At 35.4% G+C, this 12507-nt stretch carries 12 protein-coding genes; 9 read left to right on the forward strand and 3 right to left on the reverse strand.

Annotation, left to right across the window (positions count from 1 at the left end):
• Positions 1 to 447 (forward strand): D-aminoacyl-tRNA deacylase, encoded by a 447-nt coding sequence (dtd, locus tag EsVE80_RS01830; protein ID WP_173102198.1) that lies wholly within the window; start codon positions 1 to 3, stop codon positions 445 to 447.
• An 82-nt stretch (positions 448 to 529) separates the two neighbouring features.
• Here dtd and EsVE80_RS01835 read toward each other — a convergent pair whose 3' ends face one another.
• Positions 530 to 1447, reverse strand: coding sequence for a GIY-YIG nuclease family protein (locus EsVE80_RS01835; RefSeq protein ID WP_173102199.1), 918 nt, complete (start codon positions 1445 to 1447; stop codon positions 530 to 532).
• Between the two features lie 120 nt (positions 1448 to 1567).
• Between EsVE80_RS01835 and EsVE80_RS01840 the strand changes: the two genes are divergently transcribed.
• The 8 genes from EsVE80_RS01840 to EsVE80_RS01875 all read left to right on the forward strand — a co-directional run bounded on the left by EsVE80_RS01840 (position 1568) and on the right by EsVE80_RS01875 (position 10109).
• Positions 1568 to 2071 (forward strand): methylated-DNA--[protein]-cysteine S-methyltransferase, encoded by a 504-nt coding sequence (locus EsVE80_RS01840; RefSeq protein ID WP_173102200.1) that lies wholly within the window; start codon positions 1568 to 1570, stop codon positions 2069 to 2071.
• A gap of 105 nt (positions 2072 to 2176) precedes the next feature.
• Positions 2177 to 3832, forward strand: coding sequence for a phosphoenolpyruvate carboxykinase (ATP) (locus tag EsVE80_RS01845; RefSeq protein ID WP_173102201.1), 1656 nt, complete (start codon positions 2177 to 2179; stop codon positions 3830 to 3832).
• 166 nt (positions 3833 to 3998) lie between these two features.
• A complete protein-coding gene (locus EsVE80_RS01850; protein WP_232061245.1) occupies positions 3999 to 5504 on the forward strand; it encodes a phosphohexomutase domain-containing protein in 1506 nt (501 codons plus the stop codon).
• 85 nt (positions 5505 to 5589) lie between these two features.
• Positions 5590 to 5793 (forward strand): hypothetical protein, encoded by a 204-nt coding sequence (locus EsVE80_RS01855; protein ID WP_173102203.1) that lies wholly within the window; start codon positions 5590 to 5592, stop codon positions 5791 to 5793.
• Between the two features lie 161 nt (positions 5794 to 5954).
• The gene (gene sapR, locus EsVE80_RS01860; RefSeq protein ID WP_173102204.1) at positions 5955 to 6629 is read left to right on the forward strand and encodes a two-component system response regulator SapR; all 675 of its coding nucleotides are present in this window, start codon (positions 5955 to 5957) and stop codon (positions 6627 to 6629) included.
• Positions 6630 to 6690: 61 nt separating this feature from the next.
• On the forward strand, positions 6691 to 7716 hold the full coding sequence (gene sapS / locus EsVE80_RS01865; RefSeq protein ID WP_173102205.1) for a two-component system sensor histidine kinase SapS: 1026 nt from the start codon (positions 6691 to 6693) through the stop codon (positions 7714 to 7716).
• A gap of 99 nt (positions 7717 to 7815) precedes the next feature.
• Positions 7816 to 8691, forward strand: a complete 876-nt coding sequence (locus EsVE80_RS01870) for a GRP family sugar transporter (protein WP_173102206.1) — start codon at positions 7816 to 7818, stop codon at positions 8689 to 8691.
• 44 nt (positions 8692 to 8735) lie between these two features.
• Entirely contained in the window at positions 8736 to 10109 is a 1374-nt protein-coding gene (locus EsVE80_RS01875) for an amino acid permease (protein ID WP_173102207.1), read from the forward strand.
• A gap of 208 nt (positions 10110 to 10317) precedes the next feature.
• On the opposite strand, the gene EsVE80_RS01880 is transcribed toward EsVE80_RS01875, so the two are convergent.
• Together EsVE80_RS01880 and EsVE80_RS01885 are read right to left on the reverse strand one after the other, a co-directional pair.
• Positions 10318 to 11514 (reverse strand): toxic anion resistance protein, encoded by a 1197-nt coding sequence (locus EsVE80_RS01880; protein ID WP_173102208.1) that lies wholly within the window; start codon positions 11512 to 11514, stop codon positions 10318 to 10320.
• An 89-nt stretch (positions 11515 to 11603) separates the two neighbouring features.
• Entirely contained in the window at positions 11604 to 12260 is a 657-nt protein-coding gene (locus tag EsVE80_RS01885) for a 5-bromo-4-chloroindolyl phosphate hydrolysis family protein (protein ID WP_173102209.1), read from the reverse strand.
• Positions 12261 to 12507: the final 247 nt, after the last annotated feature.

The raw sequence follows: 12507 nt of genomic DNA on the forward strand, positions 1-12507 counted from the left end.
ATGAAAGCTGTTATACAACGAGTAAAATCAGCCAGTGTGACTATCGACGAGCAAGTTGTTGGTGAAATTAAGCAAGGTTTTATGATTTTACTAGGAATTCATGTGGAAGATACTATAGAAGATGTAGATTATTTGGTGCGAAAGATTACGATGATGCGCATTTTTGAAGATGATGCAGGAAAAATGAATTTGAATATTGATGCTGTTGCTGGTAGTATTTTGAGTATTTCACAATTTACGTTATATGCAGATACCAAAAAAGGTAATCGTCCAAGTTTCGTTAAGGCTGCTCGTCCTGAGCAAGCAGTTCCACTTTATCAAGCATTTAATGAAGGCTTACGTCAAAGTGGGCTTTCTGTAGAAACAGGTGAATTTGGCGCGGACATGCAAGTTGCCCTTGTCAATGACGGTCCTGTGACTATTATTATTGATACGCGAGATAAATAAGAAAAGATCTGAAGCAAAATTTTTTTAGGAATTTTGTTTCAGATCTTTTTGTTCACAATTTTTTATGTCAGTTTTCTAATTTTCAAATAGCCTCATCAGACGGTGTAACTTTATGATAACGGGTATAGTAACTTCTTAAAATGTCTAAAGGATCGACGTCTTCTTTTTGTAAGGGTGAGAGTGAAAACTTTTCCGTGGGAAATATTACGGCAGTATCATCCTTTTGGATAATTGTTTTTACAATGCTACCGTAAGCAATAAAATAAATCTTTTGATAATTTTCTGACAAGGGTAGTTTTAAAGTCAATTGTTTTTTTTGACAGAATTTATTTCGTTGCTGAATGTAGTGATACAGACGTTGACAAAGTTCAAGTTGCTCTTTTATTAATTGGGCATGTTCGAAATTTTGCTGCTTTGCACTATAAGCAATACGCTCTTTTAACAAATTGAAAAAGGTCGTTTTTTTACCAGCAAAGAAAGCATGACAATTGGCGAGACGTTCTGTAAGTGAATAGTGCTCAACAGCAGGTAATTGCTGTTGAATCATTTTTTTTGTGACGTTATTTACCTTTGGAAGTAAGTACGTTTCGCTTAATAGTGCCACAATTTCTGGTAGTTGTTTGTACTGCCGAAATGGGCCTACGCTAGTGGTAGTTGGACTTTTGGTTAAAACAGGGCCACTTTCAGTAAAATCAACGTAACAATAATTTTGATAATAGTTCATCACACGATTGTAATGAGGATGAATTTTTTGGATTAGGCGACATTCTAGTAAAAGAGCATCCAATTCAGTATCAACAGGTTGAATTTCTAAGTCAGCAATGTTGAATACCATCCGTTGTACTTTTTTAGAATGTTGTTGGTTTTTTTGAAAATAAGAGCGGACTCGCCTTTTTAAATTTTTTGCTTTTCCAACATAGAGAATATCGCCGTGTATATCTTTCATTAAATATATGCCTGGTGTTTCTGGTAAGTGTTGTAATTTATCTTGTAAAGTCATTATTTTCGTCTCTTTTTTATTTTTAGTGGATTTAGTATAACGTAAAAATGAAATTTAGCCAAAAACATTAGGAGCGTAATCCAGCAAGATTAAAGGTACAATAACAATGAGGTGAAGAAGATGGAAACTATTTTAATCGATCGTTTTACTTGTGAGGGCAAAGGCTTTGTTGTAGGTCGTATTGCCAAAGGTGTCTGCTATATTGGAACAGCAAACGTAGCAAAGGAGGAGTTAGAGAAGTTTTTTAAAGGTTGGCCATTAAAAGAGGAAAAAGGGAGTAGTCAGGAAGTAAAAACACAATTGATGGCATATTTTATGGGGAAATTAGAAGAATTTAATTTTCCTTTAGCGTTAGTTGGAACCACTTTTCAAAAAAAAGTATGGCAAAAATTAGTAACAGTTCCTTATGGAAAAACAATTACCTATAGCGAGTTAGCATTGCAAGTTGGCTATGAAAAAGGAGTACGGGCAGTGGCAAATGCTGTCGGACGTAACCCCATTATGATTGTCGTACCTTGCCATCGCGTGATTGGTAAGAATGGTCGTTTGACAGGGTATCGTGGAGGACTTGCAATGAAGGTGGCACTTTTACAGTCCGAAGGAATATCTGAATATGCATATTAAAAGTTTTTTAAGGAAATGAAAAGACAAGAAACCAGCGTTGTATTATAATTAATTTATTATCATGTAAACACTTTAATTTTAATATAGAGGACTGGAGGAGAGAAAATGGCAACTGTTGGCACTTATTCACATCAGGATATAAATCCTGATAATCATTTATTCTCAAGTTTTAAGACAATGGTGGAGTCTGTTTTTTATGGAAACAATGTTACGTCGATAAAAGATTTGGCTACTGCCTATGATTTAGCCAAAGATGTTCCAGGGGCAGTGGTCACAGATATGCCTGTTTGGCATACTGAAGATTTAGGTTTACCAAAAGATGCAAAAGTTATTGTTTTTAATGATGGGAAAGTCACCGGACGCACGGCGGCAGCAAGACGTGTGATTGGACAACCAGGGATTGACCGTACTTATTATGAAGGAATATTGCGCCAGGCCTTATACGAGGGACAATACCAGCAATTCTATCGTGGTGAGGTTTTGGTGGGCTTAGATCCGGAATTTATGGTGAAAGGCCATTTATTATTGCCTGCAGGTTATGAAACCAATTTTTATTCTTATCTATTAAATTTTCAAATTCTAACAAATGAATTTCAGAAATTATACACAACTTCGGTGGAATATCCGGAGAATGATATTTATTTATACGCAGATCCAGATTGGCGTCATTCAGATTTTCCTCATGGATTGGCCTTGTTTGATCCAGAGCATAATGTTGCAGCTGTCTTAGGTTTAAATTACTTTGGGGAACTAAAAAAAGCTACACTAACACTAGCTTGGGCAACAGCACATCGCAATGGTTTTGTTGCGTGTCATGGAGGAATGAAACAATATCATAAAGGAAATAACAAGTTTACAATGGCAGCTTTTGGACTTTCAGGTTCAGGAAAATCTACCATCACGCTAGCCAAACATGGAGATAAGTATCAAGTGGATGTATTGCATGATGATGCTTTTGTCATTAACAAAGAACATGGCTCAACAACTGCATTAGAGCCGGCTTATTTTGATAAAACACAAGATTATCCCTTAGATGATGATGCAGTGAAGTATTTTTTAACTTGTCAAAACGTCGGGGTAACTTTGGACAAGGATAATAATAAAGTCATCGTCACACAAGATATTCGTAACGGGAATGGTCGTACGGTGAAGTCACGCTATGTTACGCCAAATCGTGTTGATCATTTAAAAGAAGCAGTAGATGCAATTTTTTGGATTATGAAAGACGATAGTTTACCACCAGTCATTAAAATTGATGATCCTGCTTTAGCTGCGGTTTTTGGCTTGACATTGGCAACAAAGCGTACCACAGCAGAAAATGTTGTTGGTAACGTAGATTTGGATAAATTGGTAATTGAACCGTTTGCTAATCCTTTCCGTTGCTATCCCTTAGGTCAAGATTATGCTGATTTTCGCGCAATATTTTCCAATGAAAAGACGCATACTGCTTGTTATATTTTAAATACAGGTTTTTATAAAGGTAATAAAGTAAAACCTCAAGATACCCTTGGCGCTATTGAAAAAATTGTAGATGGAACGGCAGAATTTATTCCTTTTGGTCCGTTGGAAAATATGAGCTATTTGCCTATTGAAGGCTTTGAGGTAGATTTTGCTGACGCTACCTATCTCACCCAATTGAAAGTACGGATGCAAGGACGACTTGATTTTATTTTGGCCCAAAAAGAAGAAAATGAAGGTTATAATGCCTTACCAGATGAAGTTGCAAAAGTAATGGAAAAAATAATCGAACAGTTGGTTTAAGGAAAAAAGAAAATTCGTCAAAGATAATCTTCTTGGCGAATTTTTTTTGTAGTAAAAATAATGAATATGACATGTTATAAAAGTATTTTTTACCAAAAAAACAATGCGAGGTAAAAAAGATTCTGTTATACTAAAGAAAAGCGTTTTCAAAAAAGGGGTGCTTATTTTGGCAAAAAAATTACCGTTAGCATTGAGTTCAGATATTCGTGGAATTGCAGTTGCAACAGCTGATTATGCAGCAAATTTGACGCCAATAGAAATGCAAGATATTGCAGCCGGTTTGATTCACTTTTTACTAAAAAGTGAATCACTCCCAGATAAAAGAGCTCGTAAATTGCGCGTGGGCGTTGGGCGTGACAGTCGGATTAGTGGGCCGGCTTTGAAAGCAAGCTTAATTGCTGCTTTACAAGAACAAGGAGTCGACGTAATTGATTTTGATCTTGCAACTACGCCGGCAATGTTTATGAGTACGCAATTTAAGCAATTTGACTGTGACGCAGGTGTTATGCTAACAGCGAGTCATTTACCTTATTATTACAACGGTATTAAAATCTTTACCAAAAACGGTGGAGTTGAAGAAGAAGATATTCGTTATATTATGTCTCACACGAAAAAGCGGATTTCTGATAGTACTGGTAATTATCAAAAAGCTGATCTAATTTCGGCTTATAGCATTGACTTGGTAGAAAAAATAAAACATGCAACAAAAAAATTTGGTAATAAGCCATTAACAGGTTGGCATATTATTGTGGATGCTGGTAATGGCGCAGGTGGTTTTTTTGCCAAAAAAGTCTTGCAAGTTCTTGGTGCAAATACCAACGGCTCACAATTCTTAGAACCTGATGGTCGCTTTCCTAACCACATCCCCAATCCCGATAATAAACAAGCAATGGTAAGTATTCAAAACGCTGTATTAACACAAAAAGCAGATTTGGGTGTGATTTTTGATACAGATGCCGACCGGGCGGCTTTGGTAGGACCAGATGGATCTGTGTTAAATCGCAATAATTTAATCGCTCTTTTAAGCAAAATTGTTTTGACACAATATCCAGGAGCTACAATTGTGACGAATTCTCCTACTAGTGATCATTTGAAAGACTTTATTGTCTCACAAGGTGGACAGCAGGTGCGCTACATCTCTGGGTATCGTAACGTTATCAATAAGATGATTGCGCTAAACAAGGAAGGTATTGAAACACAATTGGCCATTGAAACGAGTGGTCATGCAGCGTTTAAAGAAAATTATAATTTGGATGATGGCGCATATCTTGTCGCAAAAGTTTTAATGATTTTACCGCAATTAAAAGCACAAGGACAAACAATTAACGATTTACTTCATGAATTAAAGCAGCCTTCTGAAACATTGGAAATTCGATTGAAAATTAATGAAGCCGATTTTAAAGATTACGGACAAAAAATAATTTCCGAATTGAAGTCCGCAAATTTTATTGGTTTTAAAGAAGACTTGGAAAACGAAGAAGGCGTTCGGATGAAACTAAATGAACCATATGGCAGTGGGTGGTTTTTGCTACGATTAAGCCTTCACGAACCATTACTAGTTTTACAGCTGGAAAATGATGAAGTTGGCATGATAGACAAAGTTTTACCTGTTTTACGAGAATTTTTTGAAACATTTTCAGCGTTGGAATTAGCTCCTTTGGATAAAAAATAACTTTTGTTTGGTTACCGCTTGCAAATATTACTAAAATTGAGTAAAACTAAAGATGAAAAGGTTTTATTCAAAAGGGGAATCTGAAATGATAGGTTGGATTTTAACTGGAGCAATTATCATTACGTATGGTAGTAATTTTTTAGCTTATCGCTATTTGAAAAATCATCGGAGTGATTGGTTTGAAAAAATGGCGTTATACTTTGGTGTTAATATGAGTGTTTTATTTGCAGATGGGCTATTTTTATTTATTGCCAAATTAGTCGAAGAAGGTATTTTGCTAATTGAATAAAGAAGTAAAAAACCCATAAATACATTATGGGTTTTTTACTTATGCCGAATTACATAAGTTATTTTTAAATGCGAGGTCATAACTTGCGACATAAACTAAAATGCGCTAACTTGGTACTATAAAAAAGTATTTTAATCAAGTATATCTGCTAGGAGGATATCATGGCGAAAATTATGGTAGTAGAAGACGAGGGCGTGATTCGTCAATTAATCATGGAAGAGTTAAAAAAATGGCAGTTTGATGTCTTTGGTACCACCAATTTTGAAAATGTTTTCAGTGATTTTAGTGAAGAGGATCCACAATTGGTTTTATTAGATATTAATTTGCCTGTCTTTGATGGTTACTATTGGTGTCAAAAAATTCGTGAAGTTTCAAAAGTCCCAATTATTTTTATTTCTAGTCGCAACACGAACATGGATATGATTATGGCTATGAATATGGGAGCAGATGACTTTGTCACGAAACCTTTTGAATTGGATGTTTTAGTGGCAAAAATTAACGCATTATTACGCCGCTCTTATAACTATTCAGAAGCAAGTGCTGAAACATTAGTGCATAATGGCTTAACGCTGAATGTAGACAATAGTACAATGATGATTCACGATGAAGTAATTGATTTAAGTAAAAATGAGTACCGTCTTTTGTACATCTTAATGAAAAATAACGGTAAAATATTGTCCCGAGAAAAGTTATTACGCGCATTATGGGACGACGAGCGCTATGTCGATGATAATACATTAACTGTGAATATTAACCGTTTGCGAAGAAAAATTGAACAAGCTGGTGTGAAAGATTACATCGAAACTAAAGTTGGTCAGGGGTATATCGTCCCTTAAACTTTTTTGCATGACATGATTGGGATTGTAATAGGTTAAAATAGTTAATTGAGGAGTTGCGATGAATTTTTTTAAGTATTTAAAAGATCAATGGTTATTAGTTTTTGCTTGGATTGGTTTCATTTTTTTAACGGCATTTGTAATGTGGCTAACACCAGGATTTCAGATGAGTTGGCGGAATGTCGGCTATTCAGCCTTAATTGAAGGGGTATTTTTTACGGTCATTTTAATCTATCACTACTATTATAAGCGCCGTTGGTGGCAAAAATTGCGTTCTGGAGAAGAAGAAAGCTCTATTCAAAATTATTTAACAGGAGCAAGAACGTATGAAGAACAATTACAGCAGGATTTCATCAATCAAATTATTCGTGAACATCAGATTCATATGCAAAAAATTGTTGCTGCTCAAGAGGAACAAAAAGATTATATCGATTCTTGGGTCCACGAGATTAAAGTACCGTTAGCGGCTAGTCGGCTGTTATTGCATGCAGTAGAATTCGACATTTCTGATGAAAAATTTATGCAGTTGGAAAATGAATTAGGAAAAATTGATGGTTATGTAGAACAAGTTTTATACGTCGCGCGTCTGGATAATTTTTCTAAAGATTATTTGATTGAAGAGACCAAACTTAAAAGCATCATTCAACCTATTATGCGCAGCAATGCTAATTACTTTATTCAAAAGAATTTACGCTATCAAGTTGTAGGTGATGATCAAAATGTTTTAACCGATGGTAAATGGATTGGTTTTATTTTTCAGCAATTGTTGAGTAATGCCATTAAATACACACCGGAAAATGGTGAAATTTTGATTTTGTTGGATAAATCAGCTAAAGGAGTAACTTTGACAGTAAAAGACGATGGCATTGGTATTCCCAAGGAAGATTTAAGGCGCATATTTGATAAAGGGTTTACAGGACAAAATGGACGTTTCTCTGAAATGCATGCGACAGGATTGGGATTGTATTTAGCGCAAAATTTAGCCAGACAATTGGGAGTGAAACTAAGCGCAGAATCTACTGTGGGGGTTGGAACGGCCATGACCCTTTTCTTTCCATACGTCTCTTATTATCAAGAACAACGATAAACTCGCAGAAAACTGCGAGTTTTTTCTTGTCTGCAAAACGTTTTCACTGCTACACTGTTTGGGTATCTTTTTAGATTATATAGATTGAGGAGAATGGGAATGGCTTTATTAGTAGCATTAGTACCGATGTTTGCCTGGGGCAGCATTGGTTTGGTGAGTGGAAAATTAGGTGGCGACGCCAATCAGCAAACTTTAGGGATGACGATTGGAGCGTTTGTTTTTTCACTTGGTATCTTTTTTGTAATGCGACCAAGTATTGATTTATTGACAATTATTGTCGGGTTTATTTCAGGTTTATTTTGGTTTGTAGGACAAAACGGACAATTTCACGCCATGAAAGCAATGGGAGTTTCTGTGGGTTTACCTCTTTCCACAGGTATGCAGTTAATGTTAAATACAATTGCTGGTGCAGTTTTTTTCCATGAATGGCGTCATGGTCGGGATTTTATTTTAGGATTTTTAGCTTTGGCATTATTAGTAGCAGGTGCATATTTAACTTCACGCAAAGATCCAAATGGGAAAAGTGAGCCCGAAGTCGGCATGAAGATGTATGATTTTGGTAAGGGATTTCGTTTTCTATTTATTTCAACGATTGGTTATGGTCTTTATACAATTATTATTACGTGGGCAGGACTGGATCCGTTGGCTATTATTTTACCGCAAAGTATCGGCATGTTAGTAGGGGCGTTATGTTTTTCAGCGCGAAAAGTTGCGTTTGACAAATACGTTTGGCGCAATATTACCTCTGGTCTTTTGTGGGGAATCGGGAATATTTGTATGCTATTATCTATTCAAACAGTCGGCCTTGCAGTTGGTTTTTCATTATCACAAATGGGCATTATCATTTCAACTTTAGGCGGGATCTTTTTATTGGGCGAACACAAAACGAAAAAAGAAATGTTTTATGTTATTATCGGTTGCCTTCTTGTTATTTTTGGTGGTATTCTTTTAGGATATATGAAAGCTTTATCTTAAGCATTAACTATAAGAAATTTCATTAAATTATGAGGGGGAGCCCAATGAATTTTCGCAAGAAAGAAATGAAGACAACTCATGCGAATGAATTAAAGCGAAATTTGCAATTAAAAGATTTAATTATGCTAGGAATTGGTGCAATTATTGGAACAGGTATTTTTGTAATTACTGGAGTACCCGATGCCAATCACGCTGGACCAGCATTAACATTATCTTTCATTTTAGCAGCAGTAGTCGTTGGTTTATCAGGACTTTGCTTTGCTGAATTTTCAGCACGTATTCCTGTTATCGGCGGGCCATATGCGTATATGTATGTGGTTTTTGGTGAAATTGCTGCGTGGTTTACAGGATGGTTTTTAATTTGTGAATTTTTACTAGCTGTTTCATCAGTTGCTTCTGGCTGGTCAGGATATATGCAAGGTTTCTTGGGAAGCTGGGGCATTCACTTACCTAAGGCTTTAACCGCAGGATACAATGCTGAAAATGGTACCTACATTGATTTAATTGCTGCATTGGTGATTGTCTTTATCACTTTTTGGGTAAGTCAAGAAGCGAAAAAAGCTTTACGTTTAAACAATGCCATGGTTTGGGTGAAATTTTTTATTATTATTTTGTTTATTGCGGTGGGAATTTTTTATATTAAACCCAATAACTGGACACCATTTATGCCTAATGGCGTAGGTAGCGTTTTTCGAGGTTCGTCGTTAGTATTTTTTGCTTTTTTAGGATTTGATTCTGTCGCAATGGCTGCCGAAGAAGTGAAAAATCCCCAAAAGGATGTGCCAAAAGGAATTATCGGTTCAATTGGTATTGCGACGATTTTATATATTATAGTGACGTTGATTTCGACTGGTGTTGTTCCTTTTGCGAAATTGCAAGTATCTGATCCAATGGCTTTTGTGATGCGCTATGCAGGTCATGGATTTTTAGGCTCTGTGATTTCTGTAGGGGCGATTTTAACATTACTAACAGTAACAATTTCGATGATGTATTCTTTAGCACGGCTATTATATGCTATTAGTAAAGACGGATTATTGCCAAAACAAATGCAAAAAATTGATCAAAAAACACGAACACCTAAAAATGCAACCTTTGTGGCAGGGGGATTTGCTTTATTTTTTGCAGCAGCATTTCCGTTACAAATTTTAGCAGAATTAACTAATATTGCAGCTTTAGTTTACTTGATGATGGTTTCAGGAGGTATCTTGAAATTACGTAAAGAATTTGGCAAACCGGAAAAAGGACAATTTGCTGTACCATTAGTCCCTGTATTACCAATTTTTTCTGTATTAGCGTGTATTTTTTTGATTGCACAATTTAGTCTCACAACCTACATTGTATTTGCGGTAACCTTATTATTAGGCTTCGCAATTTACTTTTTCTATGGGTATCGCAATAGTGAAATGAATAAGAAATAAAAAACGTGCGGAGAAATTCCATTATAAGGGGAATTTTCCGCACCTTTTTTTGTTTGTTGGTAATGCAATTTCCAGTATTTTTCAGTTAAGTATCGCAAATAAGCACTTTTATTTTGACTGTTTTAGTGATTTTTTCAAGTTTATCAAAAAAAGAGGACTGAAAGGAAAAGCTATATGGCTTTTCCTTTCAGTCCTCTAACTTTTTTAGCTATTTTTCACTTTGTGTCAATTCTAATAGCCGTTGTTTTAAATCAGCTTCCATGTGCCCCAATTCCAGTTCAGCGGCACGGCGTTTTTCTTTACCTTCTCGTTGAATTTGCAAGGTTTGTTGGATAGTTTCAACTAAATCATTTTGGGTTTTTTGTAGAGTTTCGATATCTACAATACCACGTTCATTTTCTTTAGCTGTTTCGATTGCTGAAACCTTCAACATTTCAGAATTTTTCTTCAACAGTTCATTTGTTGTTTCAGACACTTGTCGTTGTGCTGTGACAGCATCTTTTTGACGTAATAAAGTCAATGCAATCACAACTTGATTTTTCCACAATGGAATTGCAGTATTGACAGAGGCTTGGATTTTTTCTGCTAATGCCTGATTCGTATTTTGAATTAATCGAATTTGTGGTGCTTGTTGAATTGTAATCTGACGAGCTAATCGTAAATCATGCGTTCGTTTGTCCAAACGATCCAAAAATTGGTTGTAGTCATTTACAATTTGAACATCCATTTGATCTCCTGTTGCTTGTGCTTTAGCAACAGCTTCTGGGATAATTTTAGTTTGTAATTCTTCCATCTTTAATTCGCCAGCAGCAATATAAAGGTTTAAAGCATCAAAATAGTCCTTGTTTTTGTGATAAAGTTGTTCAAGCATTAAATTGTCCTTTAAAAGACCATCTTTTTCTTTATCTAATTTAACAGCAATTTTGTCAATTTGAGCACCAATTTTTTGATATTTAGCTGTAATTTCATAAATGGATTGTTTTACTTTACCAAACATTCGTTTAAAAACATTGCCTTCTCCGGCTCTTAAATCGTCAGGATTGGCTTCATTTAGACGATACATTAAATCTGTTAAAGAATCTCCGACTGGACCAATATCGGCTGCTTGAACATGATTTAACATTGATTGGGAAAACTCACCTAATTTTTGTTGCGCCACTGCACCATAAGTGATAACTCCTTGTTGATCGCTGACATCAATTTTTGCAGCTAATTCTTTGGCTTGCACTTTGCGTTCTTCTGGTAGTCTGTCGACTAAGCGTTCTGCTTTTTGTTGATCTTTCAAAACGTTAATTTCATTTTGCTGGGTTTCTGTTAAAGAACCTACTGGTGTGGTAAAGGGATTGTTTAATAAATCGTCTAATGTTTGATCGACGTTTTGCTTTGTTTCGGGTGTGTCCTGCATATTCATTCCTCCAATATTAGATCATCAAATTAAATAAGTGTTTAATAAAAAATCTAGCTTACGCTAGATTTTTTATTGTAAGCGCCTGCTTACAAACTATTATCTCTTTTTAAGCTTTGTTTGGCAATGGAAAGCTCTACATCTAAATCTTCTAAATCATCAGCAACAAATTGTTGGTAGTCTTTGGCAATTAAAGCTGCCATTTGGTCAATTATTTGTGAGCTTTCTTCGATTTTTTCATAAGTTTCTTTGGTCTTAATTTCATGCCCATTAATTTCAATAAACTTGTCAGTTAAATCAACCATATTAGGCAAATGCGTGTACAAAAAGTGATTAGCAAAATGCAATTTTTGTGGATCTTTCACTAATTCTTTAAATAACGCTTTTGAAGCGCGTAAAGTATCGTGTCGTAAATCAATGGCTTTTAATTTTGCATTTTGGTTAATATTTTCTTGTAACTGTAAAATTTGTTTTTTTGTTTGATTCATGGTTTCTCGGAAAAATTCAATTTCTTTTTCGGTCATACCACTTTCTAAGTAATGTGCTTCTTTTTCTTTGGTCATAATTGGTAATACAGTTGGTTGACCGCCTTGACGACGATTTTTCACGCCATAAATAATTAAGGCAGCGCCACCTATGACAAGTCCAAATGGGATGATCTCATCAGGATTGCCACGTAGAAATAGGCCAAACAGCAGTAAACAAGCAGTAATTACCAGTAAGCGCGTTCTGGTTTTCTTCTTCATTTTTTACCCTCCTAAATTTGGGTGATTTATCTTTTAAAGGTTTTCCCTTAACTTCACGAGTTTATTTTACCACGGGGAAAGGTGGAAAAAAATCAGACCAAGGGTGGATTTTTGCGATTTAGAAAATTCATAAGATTTATTATCGCAATCTTAAGTTTCCAAATCGTGAAATTGTGTATAATAGTATGTAGTTTAATAACTAGGGTACACTTTGCCATTTTCAAGTGGAGATTGTCTAGTTCTTGCT

It is taken from the genome of Enterococcus saigonensis, from assembly GCF_011397115.1.
Taxonomy (GTDB): domain Bacteria; phylum Bacillota; class Bacilli; order Lactobacillales; family Enterococcaceae; genus Enterococcus_C; species Enterococcus_C saigonensis.